Source organism: Acidocella sp. KAb 2-4 (genome assembly GCF_020567705.1).
Taxonomy (GTDB): Bacteria; Pseudomonadota; Alphaproteobacteria; order Acetobacterales; family Acetobacteraceae; genus Acidocella.
Genome location: NZ_JAJDJU010000009.1, coordinates 84,356 through 98,284, shown reverse-complemented (window position 1 = coordinate 98,284; position 13,929 = coordinate 84,356). Strand labels below are relative to the sequence as shown.

General features: G+C 67.6%; 14 protein-coding genes. 9 read left to right on the top strand and 5 right to left on the bottom strand.

The annotated features are described in order from the left end of the window. The first annotated feature begins 174 nt into the window (after nucleotides 1-174). On the top strand, nucleotides 175-2,439 hold the full coding sequence (locus tag LI953_RS08190) for an FdhF/YdeP family oxidoreductase (RefSeq protein ID WP_227075557.1): 2,265 nt from the start codon (nucleotides 175-177) through the stop codon (nucleotides 2,437-2,439). Here the strand turns inward: LI953_RS08190 and mobA are convergent. After that, the gene (mobA, locus tag LI953_RS08185) at nucleotides 2,423-2,998 is read right to left on the bottom strand and encodes a molybdenum cofactor guanylyltransferase MobA (RefSeq protein ID WP_227075556.1); all 576 of its coding nucleotides are present in this window, start codon (nucleotides 2,996-2,998) and stop codon (nucleotides 2,423-2,425) included. The two genes, LI953_RS08190 and mobA, sit on opposite strands and share 17 nt — an antisense overlap. 62 nt (nucleotides 2,999-3,060) lie before the next feature. Here mobA and LI953_RS08180 point away from each other — a divergent pair, with 62 nt between their 5' ends. Beyond that, nucleotides 3,061-3,525, top strand: coding sequence for a nitrate reductase associated protein (locus LI953_RS08180; protein ID WP_227075555.1), 465 nt, complete (start codon nucleotides 3,061-3,063; stop codon nucleotides 3,523-3,525). On the opposite strand, the gene LI953_RS08175 is transcribed toward LI953_RS08180, so the two are convergent. Then, on the bottom strand, nucleotides 3,522-4,058 hold the full coding sequence (locus tag LI953_RS08175; RefSeq protein WP_227075554.1) for a DUF1543 domain-containing protein: 537 nt from the start codon (nucleotides 4,056-4,058) through the stop codon (nucleotides 3,522-3,524). The genes LI953_RS08180 and LI953_RS08175 overlap by 4 nt on opposite strands. Nucleotides 4,059-4,179: 121 nt before the next feature. Between LI953_RS08175 and LI953_RS08170 the strand changes: the two genes are divergently transcribed. After that, on the top strand, nucleotides 4,180-5,676 hold the full coding sequence (locus tag LI953_RS08170; protein WP_227075553.1) for an ATP-binding protein: 1,497 nt from the start codon (nucleotides 4,180-4,182) through the stop codon (nucleotides 5,674-5,676). On the opposite strand, the gene dmpG is transcribed toward LI953_RS08170, so the two are convergent. The 3 genes from dmpG to LI953_RS08155 form a co-directional block, all read right to left on the bottom strand. Next, complete coding sequence (gene dmpG, locus LI953_RS08165; protein ID WP_227075552.1) at nucleotides 5,673-6,725, bottom strand: 4-hydroxy-2-oxovalerate aldolase; 1,053 nt, start codon at nucleotides 6,723-6,725, stop codon at nucleotides 5,673-5,675. The two genes, LI953_RS08170 and dmpG, sit on opposite strands and share 4 nt — an antisense overlap. Continuing rightward, entirely contained in the window at nucleotides 6,722-7,642 is a 921-nt protein-coding gene (locus LI953_RS08160) for an acetaldehyde dehydrogenase (acetylating) (RefSeq protein WP_227075551.1), read from the bottom strand. The genes dmpG and LI953_RS08160 overlap by 4 nt, the downstream gene beginning before the upstream one ends. Before the next feature lie 93 nt (nucleotides 7,643-7,735). Next, complete coding sequence (locus LI953_RS08155) at nucleotides 7,736-8,647, bottom strand: LysR family transcriptional regulator (protein ID WP_227075550.1); 912 nt, start codon at nucleotides 8,645-8,647, stop codon at nucleotides 7,736-7,738. 184 nt (nucleotides 8,648-8,831) lie between these two features. Between LI953_RS08155 and LI953_RS08150 the strand changes: the two genes are divergently transcribed. Genes LI953_RS08150 through LI953_RS08125 form a run of 6 tightly spaced genes read left to right on the top strand, consistent with a single transcriptional unit; the run spans nucleotide 8,832 to nucleotide 13,915 of the window. Next, on the top strand, nucleotides 8,832-9,173 hold the full coding sequence (locus tag LI953_RS08150) for a 2Fe-2S iron-sulfur cluster binding domain-containing protein (protein ID WP_227075549.1): 342 nt from the start codon (nucleotides 8,832-8,834) through the stop codon (nucleotides 9,171-9,173). Nucleotides 9,174-9,212: 39 nt separating this feature from the next. Next, nucleotides 9,213-10,142 carry a catechol 2,3-dioxygenase gene (locus LI953_RS08145; protein ID WP_227075548.1) on the top strand — a complete coding sequence of 310 codons (930 nt, stop codon included), beginning with the start codon at nucleotides 9,213-9,215 and terminating at the stop codon, nucleotides 10,140-10,142. A 17-nt stretch (nucleotides 10,143-10,159) separates the two neighbouring features. Further along, nucleotides 10,160-11,617: a 2-hydroxymuconic semialdehyde dehydrogenase gene (locus LI953_RS08140; protein ID WP_227075547.1), complete on the top strand. Its 1,458-nt coding sequence runs from the start codon at nucleotides 10,160-10,162 to the stop codon at nucleotides 11,615-11,617. Next, a complete protein-coding gene (dmpE, locus tag LI953_RS08135; protein WP_227075546.1) occupies nucleotides 11,598-12,389 on the top strand; it encodes a 2-oxopent-4-enoate hydratase in 792 nt (263 codons plus the stop codon). The genes LI953_RS08140 and dmpE overlap by 20 nt, the downstream gene beginning before the upstream one ends. A 9-nt stretch (nucleotides 12,390-12,398) precedes the next feature. After that, entirely contained in the window at nucleotides 12,399-13,181 is a 783-nt protein-coding gene (dmpH, locus tag LI953_RS08130) for a 2-oxo-3-hexenedioate decarboxylase (RefSeq protein ID WP_227075545.1), read from the top strand. Continuing rightward, the gene (locus LI953_RS08125) at nucleotides 13,181-13,915 is read left to right on the top strand and encodes an SDR family oxidoreductase (protein ID WP_227075544.1); all 735 of its coding nucleotides are present in this window, start codon (nucleotides 13,181-13,183) and stop codon (nucleotides 13,913-13,915) included. The genes dmpH and LI953_RS08125 overlap by 1 nt, the downstream gene beginning before the upstream one ends. Nucleotides 13,916-13,929: the final 14 nt, after the last annotated feature.

The following is a 13,929-nucleotide window of genomic DNA, read 5'->3' as shown; positions in this document are numbered from 1 at the left end:
CTTAAACCGCAAATACCGCCACGGCGCAGCCCGAAAACGCGCGGCGGCCTCTTCCCCCAGGCATTGTCTGCGCCCGCCATCATGCCAACATGAGGATCGCGAAGCCCGGATTCCCCGAGCCCGCATGTGGTGCCGCGCCTGGAAAGCGGCCGTTTTTGGTGGAGACTTGCAGGGATGCAGAAGGACAAAGACGTCGCCGGTGTGCGGCCCTATGACAAACCGGCAGGCGGCTGGGGGGCGTTGCGCGCCACCGCCAAGGCGATCGCCGAACAGATGCATACTGTCGATGCGTCGCGCATTCTGCTGCGCACCAACCAGCCCGACGGCTTCGACTGCCCCGGCTGCGCCTGGCCTGACAAGAAGCACAGCTCCACCTTCCAGTTCTGCGAAAACGGCGCCAAGGCCGTGACCTGGGAGGCGACCAAGAAGCGCGTGCCGCCCGAATTCTTCGCCAAACACAGCGTGAGCGAGCTGCTCAGCTGGACCGACCACGCGCTGGAGGATGCCGGGCGCGTGACCCACCCGATGCGCTACAACCCGGCCACCGATCATTACGAGCCGGTGGAATGGGAGACCGCCTTCGCCGAAATCGGCGCGCAATTGCGCGCGCTGCCCGACCCGGACATGGCGGAGTTCTACACCTCCGGCCGTGCCTCCAACGAGGCGGCGTTTCTGTTGCAGATCTTCGCGCGCGAATACGGCACCAACAACTTCCCCGATTGCTCGAACATGTGCCACGAGGCCACGAGCGTCGGGCTGGCGGAGTCGCTCGGCTTCGGCAAGGGCACGGTGCCGCTGGAGGGCTTCGAGCATTGCGACCTGATCATCTCCATCGGCCACAATCCCGGCACCAACCATCCGCGCATGATGGGCACGCTGCACGAGGTGTCGCGCCGGGGCGTGCCCATCATCGTGCTCAACCCGCTGCGCGAGCGCGCGCTGGAGCGCTTCGCCGACCCGCAGAACCCGGTGGAAATGGCCACGCTCGGCGCCACGCCGATCGCTTCGAGCTATCTGCAGCTCAAGGTCGGCGGCGATGCGATGGCGCTGAAGGGCATCATGAAGGCGCTGCTGGCGCTGGAGGATAAGCGCGGCGGCGTGCTCGACCACGCCTTCATCGCCGCGCAGACCATCGGCTTCGAGGCGTTGGCGGCGGATCTGCGCGCCACCTCGTGGGAGGCGATCGAGGCGGCCTCGGGCCTCAGCCGCGCGACGCTGGCCGGCGTCGCGGAGGCCTATGCCCGCGCCAACGCCACCATCGTCACCTATGGCATGGGCGTCACCCAGCATCGTCATGGCACCGGCAATGTCCAGCAAATCACCAACCTGCTGCTGATGCGCGGCAATTTCGGCAAGCCCGGCGCGGGCATCTGCCCGCTGCGCGGCCATTCCAACGTGCAGGGCAACCGCACCGTCGGCATCACCGAGAAGCCCAGTGCGGAGTTGCTGCGCGGCATTGAGCAGACCTTCGGCTTCACCCCGCCCGCCGGGCACGGGCACGACGCGGTGGCGGCGATGCAGGCGATCCTGGACGGCCGCTCGCGCGCGCTGATCTGCACCGGCGGCAATCTCGCCGTGGCGCTCTCCGACCCCGAGGCCTGCGCCGCCGCCATGCGCAAGCTGGAGCTGGGCGTGCACCTGACCACCAAGCTCAACCGCTCGCATCTGCTGGTCGGGCGGCATTCCTACATCTTCCCCGTGCTCGGCCGCACCGAGAGCGACGTGCAAGCCAGCGGCGAGCAGGCGGTGACGGTGGAGGACTCGATGTCGATGGTGCATGCCTCGCGCGGCAAGCTGCCCCCGGCCTCACCGCATCTGCGCTCCGAGCCGGCCGTGATCGCGGGCATCGCCAAGGCCACCCTGCCCGCTTCCAGGCTCGACTGGGATTGGTATGTGGCTGATTACGACCGCATCCGCGACGCCATCGAGAAGGTCTTCCCGGCCTTCGCCAGTTACAATGAGCGCATCCGCAAGCCGGGCGGGTTCCAATTGCCGATGCCGCCCAATGAGTTCGTGTGGAACACCCCGGCGGGCAAGGCGATGTTCCGGGTGTACCAACCCGAGGCGACGGCGCCTGCCCCCGACGTGCTCACCCTGACCACGCTGCGCAGCCATAACCAGTACAACACCACGATCTACGACTATGACGACCGCTACCGTGGCGTGTTCGGACGGCGGGACGTGGTGTTCATGAACGCCGAGGACCTCGCCGCGCGCGGGCTGAAGCATGGTAGCCTGGTGGATGTGGAGACCGCCTTCGGCAGCCTCGAGCCACGCAGGCTCAAGGGCTTCACCGCGATTGCCTATAACATCCCGCGCGGGTCCATCGGCGCCTATTATCCCGAGGCGAATTGCCTGGTGCCGCTCGACTATATCGACCACCAGAGCGGCACGCCGGGGTATAAATCGGTGCCGGTGCGGATCAGCAAGGCGGCATGAGGCGGGCGGCGGCGGCCAATTCCTCGGGTGTGTTGAGGTTGAGGAAGGGGTCCGTCTCACCGGGAAAAGCGACATAGCGCGCCCCCGCCAGCGCCAGGGCGCGGCGCACGCTGTCATCGCCTGGCCCTGCCAGATGCGCTGCCAAGCTGCCCGCGAACGCCACCGGCCAGAGCGCCACCAGATGGTGCCGCGCCTCGCCCCATGCGGCGGCGGCGGGGGCTGGGCTGAGCCGCGCGGCGAGATCGGCGGGGATGAACGGGGTGTCCACCGGCACGGTGAGCAGCGCCTCCGCCCCCAGCCCTTGCGCCCAGAGCAAGCCAGCCAGCACCCCGGCCAGCGGCCCGCGCCCCGGCACGGAGTCGGGCAGCACGGGCAGGCCGAACGCGGCGAAGCGCGCCGGGTCGCCATTGGCGCTGAGCGCGCACGCCGCCACTTGCGGCGCCAGCCGCGCCAGCACATGCGCCAGCAAAGGCCGCCCGCACAGCTGCATCAGCGCCTTGTCGGCCCCACCCATGCGCCGTCCCTGCCCGCCCGCCAGCACCAATCCGGCAATTTTCACCTCTGCCCCTCCCGCATCAATCCCTATATGAAGGGGCACCAATCTCAGCAGGATATCAACACATGGCCTTTGATTCGGTTTTTGCGTTCGAGCAGGATTTCGCCGGTAGCCTGCGCTGCATCCCGATGGCGGTGCGCTACAAGCTGGATCTGTGCGGCGTGAAGCTCTCGCTGCGCCAGTGGAGCCACTTCACCGAGGAAGACCGCCACGCCCTGCTGCACCGTGCCTGCGAGACGGCAGACGAGGCCGCGCAATACCGCGCGGCGCTGGAGTCGCTGATCGCGCAGCGCTCCGGGGAGAGCGCGTCCTTCCTGCCGGTCGAGCCCGCCCCGGCCTGGGCCGATACCAGCCGCGTGCCCGCCCAGGTCGCCGATTATGCGCAAAGCCTGGGGGTGGCGGCGCCCTCTCCGGCGCAATGGGCGGGTTTGTCGGCGCTGCAGCGCTTCACCCTCATCAAGCTCTCGCGCGAGAGCCATGACAATGTGAACTTCATCCCCGCCTTGCGCGAATTCGGCCTGCAGGCCTAACCCCCGGCGGGGTAGGTCTCTTTCATCCGGCCAATGGGGATGTAGCCGCAGGTGAAGAGGAATGGCCACGCCGAGCTGGCCGGGCGCAGGTGCAGATGCAGCCCGTGGCGGGCCAGATCGGCGGCGAGGTCGAGCGCCTTGTCCACCTCGAACACGCCATCCTTATGGGGCTGCTCCCAGCTCTTGGCGGCCTCCAGGGCGCGGGCTGTGGCGGCCTTGGCATCCGGCTCCACCAGCAGCAGGTTTTTATGCAGCTCGCCAAATTCCCCCGCGTCGTAGCCGCCGAGATTGACGAAGAATAGCTTCGCCGCCCCCGGCGGGGCCGGAGTCGCGCTCAGGATGATGTCATGCCCATCCGCCTGGGCCAGCTCGCCCCAAGCGTCCAGATGCAGGCTCTCCGGCTCGCCCCACCATTGCCGGTGCAGTTCGGGGTAGCAGGCTTCCTCACTCGCCCCGGCGGCGAAGCGCACATCGTGCAGCTCGACATTGGAATTGCGGAAATCGCCGCCGATGGCGAACATGAACAGCTTCATAGGCCCCTCCGATACCCTGGCAATACCGCGCCCTGCGCCCACGTTAAAGCCCGGACGGCTCGACGCGCCCCGCCCGGATTGATAAGCAGCCCCTCCGCGCAAGGAGGCGAAGACCCGAGTCATGACGGTTGCGATCGAGATGGGACGGAATGCGGCGGGCGAGGCCGCGGCGCTGGACCTGGAAGAACTGCTGGCCACCCGCCTGCTGGTGCAGGGCAATTCGGGCTCCGGCAAGTCGCATCTGCTGCGCCGGCTGCTAGAGCAGAGCGCGCCCTGGGTGCAGCAGGCGATCATCGACCCCGAGGGCGATTTCGTCACCCTGGGCGAACGCTTCGGGCATCTGGTGATCGACGCCGAGGCGCATACCGAGCAGGCGCTGCAACTGGCGGGGGAGCGCGCGCGCAGCCACCGCGTCTCCACCGTGCTGAACCTGGAGGGGGTGGACGCCGAAATGCAGCTCCGCCGCGCCGCCGCCTTTCTGGGCGGGATGTTCGACGTGCCGCGCGACCATTGGTACCCGGTGCTGGTGGTGGTGGACGAGGCGCAGCTTTTCGCCCCCGCCGCCGCGGGCGAGGTCTCGGACGAGGCGCGCAAGCTCTCGCTGGGCGCGATGACCAACCTGATGTGCCGCGGGCGCAAGCGCGGCCTGGCCGGGGTGATCGCCACCCAGCGCCTGGCCAAGCTGGCCAAGAACGTCGCCGCCGAAGCCTCCAATTTCCTGATGGGCCGCACCTTCCTGGACATCGACATGGCCCGCGCCGCCGACCTGCTGGGCATGGAGCGCCGCCAAGCCGAGGCGTTCCGCGACCTGGAGCGCGGGCAGTTCATGGCGCTCGGCCCGGCGCTGTCGCGCCGCCCGTTGGCGCTGTACATCGGCCCGACCGAGACGCAGCCGCGCAACGCCACCCCACGGCTGACCCCGCTGCCCGGCGCCGCCCCCGAGGAGGTGCGCGCGGTGATCCTGGCCGCGCCACCGCCCGAGGCCGCGCGGCCAACCCGCCGCCCGCCGCCGCCCCCGGCGCCAGACCTGCTGAGCCAGCTCATGGCCGCGACTCCGGCGACCGACAAAACGCCCGAGACCGAGGAAACCCCGCCCAGCCCCGAGGAGCTGGCGGCGCGCCGCGCCCGGCTGGAGCGCATCCTGGCCGCCATCCTGGCCGACCCCGAGGCGGGGTTCCGCACCGTCGGCGTGCTGTATCAGGATTTCCTGGTCCGCTGCCGCATCGAGGGGCTGGGCCAGGGCGCGCCGGACCTCGCCGCCTTCCGCCGTATGCTCACCCGCGCGCGCGCCGGCATCAGCGCCGAGATGGCGGAGGACGGGATCTGGCAGGATGTGGCCCGCCGCGCCGCCATCCTGCCCGAAGACATGCAGGGCATCTTCATGATGCTCGCCCGCGCCGCGCATGAGGGCCAGCCCTGCCCCAGCGACCCGGCCATCGCCCGCGCTTACGGCACCCACTCGCTGGGCCGCGCGCGCCGCCTGTTCGCCTATATGGAGGAGCAGGGGCTGATCGTCTGCCAGCAGGATGGCGCCGGGCGGCGGATCGTGACGCTGGTGGAGCTGGCCTGGGCCACCGCGCCGGGCGACCCCAATGCCGAGGAAGCCCTGGCCAGCTAGGCCGCGCGGCTCACCGCGATGCCACGCTCGCGCGCCATGGTCAGGGCGGTGTCCTCGATCATGTCCTCCTGCCCGCCGATCATCTTGCGGCGGCCAAGCTCCACCAGAATGTCGCGCGCGGGCACGCCGTAGCGGGCCTCGGCGCGCTTGGCGTGCAGCAGGAAGGTGGAATACACCCCGGCGAAGCCCAGCGTCAGCGCCTCGCGGGTCACTCGCACCATATGGTCCATCATCGGCACGATGATGTCCTCGGCCATGTCCATCAGCGCGAACAGATCGCAGCCGGTCTCGATGCCCATGCGCTCGCACACCGCCACGAACACTTCCAGCGGCGTGTTCCCTGCCCCAGCCCCCAGCCCGGCCACCGAGGCGTCGGTGCGGCTGGCCCCGGCGGCGATGGCGGCGATCGAGTTGGCGATGCCCATGCCCATGTTGTGATGGCCGTGAAAGCCGATCTCAGTCTCGGGCTTCAGCGCGTCGCGCAGCGCGGCGATGCGCGCGGTCACGTCGCCGGGCAGCATATAGCCCGCCGAATCGGTGACATACACGGTCTGCGCGCCATAGCTCTCCATCAGCCGGCCCTGGGCGGCGATGCCCTCGGGCGAGTTGAGATGCGCCATCATCAGGAAACCGGACGTATCCATGCCCAGCTTGCGGCCATAGGCGATGTGCTGCTGCGCGGTGTCGGCCTCGGTGCAATGCGTCGCCACATGCACGCTGCGCGCGCCGCATTGGAAGGCGGAGTCCAGCTCGCGCATCGTACCCAGGCCAGGAATGAGCAGCACCGAGAGGGTGGCCCGCTTCACCGCCGCCGCCACGGCCGAGATATAGGCCTCGTTGCTGTGCGGCGCGAAGCCGTGCTGGATGGAATTGCCGCCCAGCCCGGCGCCATGCGTCACCTGCAGCATCGGCACGCCTGCCGCATCCAGCGCCGTGGCCACCTTGACCATCTGCTCCAGCGAGATCTGCTCGCGCTTGGCGTGCATGCCGTCGCGCAGGCACATGTCGTGGATGAGAACCTTGCGGCCCTTGAGATCGGGGAAATTCATGCGAGCGCCTCCTGCGGGGCGGGAAGTTTCAACGTGCCCGCGAGGATCTCCTCGGCGAACATCTCGGCGGTGCGGGTGGCGGCGGCGGTCATGATGTCGAGATTGCCCGCGTAAGTGGGCAGATAATCGCCCAGCCCCGCGACCTCCATGAACACGGCGACGCGCTTGCCGTCGAAGACCGGGCCGTTCACCAGCTTGTAGCCGGGCACGTAGGTCTGCACCTCACCGATCATCGCCAGCACGGACTCCGTGATTTTTTCGACATCCGGCGCGTCATCGGTGAGGCAGTAGATGGTGTTGCGCATGATCATCGGCGGCTCGGCCGGGTTGATCACCGCCAGCGCCTTGCCCCGGCGCGCCCCACCCACGGCCACCAGCGCGTCGGAGGTGGTATAGGTGAATTCGTCAAGATTCGCGCGCGTGCCGGGGCCGATCGATTTCGACGCGAGCGTGGCGACGATCTCGGCATACTCCACGCTCTGCACACGCGAGACGGCATGCACGATCGGGATCGTCGCCTGCCCGGCGCAGGAGATCATGTTCACGTTCATCTCCAGCTTGGCGGTGTGCTGCTTGAGATTCACCGGCGGCACGCAGAGCGGGCCGATGGCGGCGGGGGTGAGGTCGATCATCATCACGCCCAGCGCGTTGAGCTTGCGGCTGTTCTCGGCATGGACATAGGCGCTGGTGGCGTCGAACGCGATCTGGATGTGATCCGTGGCCACATGCGGCAGCAGGCCGTCGACACCCGCGGCGGTGGTCTTCAGCCCCATCGCGGCGGCGCGCTTCAGCCCCTCCGAGTCAGGGTCGATGCCAACCATCCACACCGGCTCCAAAACGTCGCTGCGGCGCAGCTTGTAGATCAGGTCGGTGCCAATATTGCCCGAGCCGATCAATGCACATCGGATTTTTGCCATGTCCCCCCACTTTCCGTTTCTGATGAAACGCCGGGAGGCTAGGCGGGGCTCATCATGCCGTCCAATACCGTTTGGCGCCGCGCGCCATACCGCTCAGGCATCCCCGGTCACGCCATTCTCGGCGCGGAAGGCTTCCAGAATACGCAGGAATTCACGCAGGATCGGCGAAGGATCGTCCCGCAGATACAGGCAGCTCACATCGAGCATGGTCGGCGGTGATTCCTTGAGGCGCACATAGACCACGCCCGAGGCTTTGAAATGCGTCGCCGATTCCGGGATGATGCACACGCCAAACCCGGAGGCGACAAGCGCAACGCCGGTGACCGCATCGCCCACCTCCTGCACCACTTGCGGGATGAAGCCATGCTCGCGGCATTGATGCGCGACGAAATCGGAGAAATTCGGATGCCCGGTGCTGGGGAACAGCACCAGCGGCTGCCCGGCGAGATCGGCGATGGAGATCGCGTCGCGCTCGGCCAGCGGGTTGGAGCGCGGCACGCCCACCACCAGGCGCTCCCACATCACCACGCGCGACTTCACGTCGGGGTATTTCGACACCAGCCGGTTGAAGCCGATGGTGATGCGGCGCTGGCGCAGCGCCTCCACCTGCTGCTCCTTGGTCATCGTGTGCATCGCGATTTCCACATCCGGAAAAGCGTTGCGGAATTTCAGCAAAACGCGGGGCACCACGTCGAACACGCCAGTGCCGAAAATGCCGACATCGAGCCGCCCCAACTGCCCGTGCGCGGCCCGGCGGGCGCGCTCGATGGCCAGATCGGTGAGCGAGAGGATCGCCGTGGCATCGGCATAGAGCGCCTGCCCCGCCGCCGTGAGTTCCACGCCCTTGACCGAGCGGATGAACAGCGGCGCGCCGATCTCCTCCTCAAGCTGCTGGATCTGGCGCGTGAGCGGCGGCTGCGAGATGTTCAGCGCCAGCGCCGCGCGGCCGATATTCTGCTCCCTGGCCACCGCCGCGAAATATTTAAGATGCCGAAGCTCGATCATGCTTCCCTCGTGCCGCCTTGTTGTTGAGTCAGCCTTCCGGCGCCGCGATTTTCCATCGCTTACTTCGCGGATGCGCAACCGCGCCATACCGGACAAGTATGACTTACGCCATAAAAAAGTATTTTCTGCCGTTTCGCAAATCCAGCAACATGCACCCATCGTTGATAACAAACGAGGATCGAGGGTGACGGACGTTCAGCTGGCCGCGGCGCAAAACGTGGTGGTGACGATCGCCGAGACTGGCGAGACCTATCGCTGTCGCACGGATGAGAGCCTGCTCACCGGCATGTACCGGCTGGGCAAGCGCGGGATTCCGGTGGGTTGCCGGGGCGGCGGCTGCTCGGTGTGCAAGGTGCAGATCACCGCCGGGGCCTATGCGCAGATGCGCCCGATGAGCCGTGAATATGTCAGCGATGACGACCTTGCCCAAGGCCGCGTGCTCGCCTGCTGCGTGCGCCCGCTGGAGGAAGTCACGGTCGCCGTAATCGGCAAGCTCAACAAATGCGTTACCAGATCCGGCACATAAGGCCGGCAGGTTTTCAAAACCCGAAGGGAGAAACGAGACATGGGTGTTACTGGAGTGATGCGGCCGGGCCACGCGCAGATTCGCGTGCTCAACCTTGAAGAAGACGCCAAGTTTTATCGCGAGGTGTTGGGCCTGGTGGAAACCGGGCGAGATGCGCAAGACCGGGTGTATTTCAAGGCCTGGGACGAGCGCGACCATCACAGCTTGATCCTGCGCCAATCCGACAAGGCGGGCATCGATTTCTTCGGCTTCAAGGTGGATAGCGCCGCGACGCTGGACAAGTTGGAAGGCGATCTCAACGCCTATGGTGTGAAAACCGAGCGCGTGCCGGCTGGCGAATTGCTGGCCACGGGCGAGCGCGTGCGCTTCGAGGTGCCGACCGGCCATGTCATCGAGCTCTATGCCGATAAGAAGGACGTCGGCAACGGCCTGCCCTATAGCAACCCGGCGCCGTGGTGCCCGCAGGCCGAGAAGGGCATCGCCCCCACCCGCATGGACCACGCCCTGCTCGGCGGCGGCGATCTCGATGGCGCGCGCGACATCTTCATTAACGTGCTCGGCTTCTACCTGACGGAAGAAGTCGTGGCCGAGGACGGCAAGACGCAGATCGCCGTATGGCTCTCCTGCTCCAACAAGACGCATGACATCGCCTTCGTCCGCGCACCGGAGAACGGCAAGCTGCACCATGTCTCCTACTGGATCGAGACCTGGGAGCGCGTGCTGCGCGCGGCTGACATTATGTCGATGAACAACGTGCCGGTGGATATCGGCCCGACCCGCCACGGCATCACCCGCGGCGCCACCATTTACGCGTTTGACCGCTCGGGCAACCGCTTCGAGACCTTCTCCGGCGGCTACATCTCCTACCCCGACATGCACAAGCTCACCTGGCCGGTCGAGCACCTGCCCGAAGGCCTCGACTACGCGCAGCGCAAGCTGCACGAGACCTTCCTCACCGTGTTCAGCTAACCGACGAAAGCCTGACCGTGCTCCACATCCAAAACTTTATCGCCGGCGCCTTCACCGAGGGCGCCGGAGGGAAAAACTTTGAAAAACGCTCGCCGCTGACCAACGCGGTGATCGCCACCGTTGCCGAGGCGGCAAAGGCGGATGTGGACGCGGCCGTGGCCGCCGGGCGCGCGGCGCTGAAAGGACCGTGGGGCAAGCTCACCCTGGCCGACCGTGTAGACCTGCTGAACGCCGTGGCGGCCGAGATGGACCGCCGCGCCGAGGATTTCATCGCCGCCGAAATCGCCGATACCGGCATGCCGGCTGGCGTTGCAAAACACATGTGCGCGCGCGGCGCCGCCAATTTCCGCGTCTTCGCCGATGTGGTGAAAAACGTGCCGACCGAATTCTTCGAGATGGCCACGCCCGATGGCCGCGGCGCGCTGAATTATTCGATCCGCCGCCCAGTTGGCGTGGTCGGCGTCATCTGCCCCTGGAACGCGCCGCTGCTGCTAATGACCTGGAAGGTCGGCCCCGCCCTGGCCTGCGGCAACGCGGTGGTGGTGAAGCCCTCGGAAGAGACGCCGCAAACCGCCGCGCTGCTGGGCGAGGTGATGAACGCGGTGGGCGTGCCCGCGGGCGTGTATAACGTGGTGCATGGCTTCGGCCCCGGCTCGGCGGGCGAGTATCTCGCCACGCATCCGCGCATCGGCGCCATCACCTTCACCGGCGAAACCCGCACGGGCGCCGCGATCATGAAGGCCGCCGCCGATGGCGCACGCCCCGTGTCGCTGGAGATGGGCGGCAAAAACCCCGGCATCATCTTCGCCGATGCCGATCTCGACGCCGCTATCGAGGGCACGCTGCGCTCCTGCTTCATGAATACCGGGCAGGTCTGCCTGGGCACGGAGCGCGTCTTCGTCGAACGCGCGTTCTTCGATAAATTCGTCGCCGCGCTGAAGACCGCCGCCGAAAACATGCGCGTCGGCCCGCCGCATGAGCCAGGCGTGAGCATGGGACCGCTCATCAGCCAGGAGCACCGGCGCAAGGTGCTCTCCTATTACGCCAAGGCGGTGGAGGAGGGCGCGACGGTGGTGGCCGGTGGCGGCGTGCCCGAGATGCCCGGCGACTACGCGGGCGGCGCCTGGGTGCAGCCGACCGTGTGGGCCGGCCTGCCCGACGATGCCGCCGTCTGCCGCGAGGAAATCTTCGGCCCGTGCTGCCATGTCTCGCCCTTCGATACCGAGGACGAAGTGATCGAACGCGCCAATTCGCTGGATTACGGCCTTTCCGCCGCGATCTGGACGCGCGACCTGGCCCGCGCCCACCGCGTTGCCGCCGCCGTGGAGGCGGGCGTGGTTTGGGTGAATTCCTGGTTCCTGCGCGATCTTCGCACGCCCTTCGGCGGTGCCAAGCAATCGGGCATCGGCCGCGAGGGCGGCGTGCACTCCCTGGAATTCTACACGGAGCTGAAGAATGTCTGCGTCAAGCTCTGAGCTGCTCACCACGCTCGGCGACGAGCTGCACAACGCGCTCGTCACCCACGCCCCGGTCGCCCCGCTCTCCGGACGCGGACATGATCTCAGCATCGAGGATGCCTACCGCATCCAGGAGCGCATGCTGCGCCACCGCCTCGCCGCGGGCGCGCGCATCGTCGGCAAAAAAGTGGGCGCCACCTCGCGCGCGGTACAGACGCTGCTCGGCGTCAACCAGCCCGATTTCGGGCTGCTGCTGAGCGACATGATCTATAACGAGGGCGACGTGATCCCGATGTCACGCCTGATTCAGCCCAAGGCCGAAGGCGAGATCGCCTTCGTCATGAAGCGCGACCTCACCGGCCCCGGCGTGACCGTGGCCGAGGTCATCGCCGCCACCGAGGCGGTGATGCCGTGTTTCGAGATTGTCGACTCCCGCATCGAAAACTGGAAGATCGGCATCATCGACACGGTGGCGGACAACGCCTCCTGCGGCGTGTTCGTGCTGGGCGGCGCGGCGCTCGACCCGCGCCGGCTCGACCTCGCGCTCTGCGGCATGGTGGTGGAGAAGAATGGCGAGGTGGTGGCCACCGGTGCGGGGGCGGCGGCGCTCGGGCACCCGGCCAATGCGATCGCCTGGCTGGCCAACACGCTCGGCCCGCTTGGCATCTCGCTCAAGGCGGGCGAGGTCGTGCTCTCCGGCTCGCTCGCCACACTCATCCCCATCGCCGCGGGCGATCATCTTTCCATGACCATTGGCGGGCTGGGCTCCTGCGCCGTCCGTTTTGCCTGAGGTGCGGCCATGACCCCTGAAACCATCGCGCAACTGGCTGAATATCTAGAAAACGCCGAGCTCAACGCCCAGCCCGTGGCGCAAATTTCGCGCGCGCATCCAGACATCACCGAGGCAGACGGCTACGCCATCCAGCACGAGATCCGCCGCCGCAAAACCGCGCGCGGCACGCAGATCATCGGCTTCAAGGCGGGGCTGACCTCGCGCGCCAAGATGAAGCAGGTGGGGGTGGAGACCCCCTCTTACGGCTTCCTCGCCGATTATTTCGCCGATGCCGATGGCGGCGAGATCGAGCGCGCCAAGCTGATCCACCCGCGCGTTGAGCCTGAGATCGCCTTCGTGCTGAAAAAGCCCCTGCGCGGGCCGGGCTGCCATATCGGCGCCGTGCTCGCCGCCACCGATTTCGTCATGCCGGCGATGGAGATCATCGACTCCCGCTACGAGAATTTCAAATTCGATTTCCCCTCGGTGGTTGCCGACAACTCTTCCTCCGCGCGCTTTGTGCTCGGCGGGCTGGCACGGAAGGTGGAGGATCTCGATCTGCGCACGCTCGGCATGGTGCTGGAGCATAACGGCAAGCCCTTCTCGTTTGGTGCCGGAGCGGCGGTGCTCGGGCATCCGGCCCTGGCGGTGGCGCTGGTCGTCAACCTGCTGGCCCGGCGCGATGAAGGGCTGGAGGCGGGCAACGTGATCCTGACCGGCGGCATCACCGAGGCCGTGGCCTGCGCGGCGGGCGACCATGTGTGCCTACGCATGCAGGGTCTCGGCAGCGTCTCGGCGCGCTTCGTGTAATGGCGCGCGAACTAGCCATCGTCTCCGGCGGCGCCGGCGCCATCGGCCAGATCATCGTGCGGCGGCTGCTTGAGCGCGGGCTCGACGCACTCATCATCGGTCGCACGGCGCCCGCCGGGCTACCGGCGGGCGCGCGCTTCTGCGCCGCCGATTTGGGCGCCGACACCGCCATCGCCACCATCGCCGCCGCGCTGGACGCCCCGGTCCGCGCCATTGTGCACAGTGTCGGCGTGCCGGTGGCGGGCGGGGTGCTGGAGGCCTCCCCCGAGGCTCTGCTGGGCGCGGTGAATGTGAAGGTCTGCGGCCTGCTGCGGCTGGTGCGCGCGGCCGAGGCGCATTTCGTGCCGCAATCGCGCATCATCGCCATTGGCGGGCATTACGGGCTGGAACCCACCGCCTACGCCGCCACCGCGGGCGTGGGCAACGCGGCGCTGATGAATCTCTGCCGCCAGCTTGCCCTGGCTTACGGCCCGCGCGGGGTCACGGCGCATGTCATCGCCCCCGGCCCGGCGGACACCGAGCGCCTGCGCAATGTCGCCGCCGCGCGCGCCGCGCAGCGCGGCACCGATGTCGAGGCAGTGTTCGCGGAGCTGAAGGCCGAATCCGCCATCGGCGCCTTCACCACGCCCGAACAAGTCGCCTGGGGGGTGAGCCTGTTGCTCGACCCCGAGGCCGATGCCATGACCGGCTCCACGCTGATGCTCGATTCCGGCCGCCGCCGCGGCCTGCCCTAACCCAGAAGGGAGAC

Excerpts from the sequence above, each read along its gene's own strand:
- LI953_RS08180 (WP_227075555.1), top strand. The coding sequence starts at position 3,061 with ATGGCCTTTGATTCGGTTTTTGCGTTCGAGCAGGATTTCGCCGGTAGC.
- LI953_RS08145 (WP_227075548.1), top strand. The coding sequence starts at position 9,213 with ATGGGTGTTACTGGAGTGATGCGGCCGGGCCACGCGCAGATTCGCGTG.
- LI953_RS08170 (WP_227075553.1), top strand. The coding sequence starts at position 4,180 with ATGACGGTTGCGATCGAGATGGGACGGAATGCGGCGGGCGAGGCCGCG.
- LI953_RS08160 (WP_227075551.1), bottom strand. The coding sequence starts at position 7,642 with ATGGCAAAAATCCGATGTGCATTGATCGGCTCGGGCAATATTGGCACC.
- LI953_RS08155 (WP_227075550.1), bottom strand. The coding sequence starts at position 8,647 with ATGATCGAGCTTCGGCATCTTAAATATTTCGCGGCGGTGGCCAGGGAG.
- dmpE (WP_227075546.1), top strand. The coding sequence starts at position 11,598 with ATGTCTGCGTCAAGCTCTGAGCTGCTCACCACGCTCGGCGACGAGCTG.
- dmpH (WP_227075545.1), top strand. The coding sequence starts at position 12,399 with ATGACCCCTGAAACCATCGCGCAACTGGCTGAATATCTAGAAAACGCC.
- LI953_RS08190 (WP_227075557.1), top strand. The coding sequence starts at position 175 with ATGCAGAAGGACAAAGACGTCGCCGGTGTGCGGCCCTATGACAAACCG.
- dmpG (WP_227075552.1), bottom strand. The coding sequence starts at position 6,725 with ATGAATTTCCCCGATCTCAAGGGCCGCAAGGTTCTCATCCACGACATG.
- LI953_RS08175 (WP_227075554.1), bottom strand. The coding sequence starts at position 4,058 with ATGAAGCTGTTCATGTTCGCCATCGGCGGCGATTTCCGCAATTCCAAT.
- LI953_RS08125 (WP_227075544.1), top strand. The coding sequence starts at position 13,181 with ATGGCGCGCGAACTAGCCATCGTCTCCGGCGGCGCCGGCGCCATCGGC.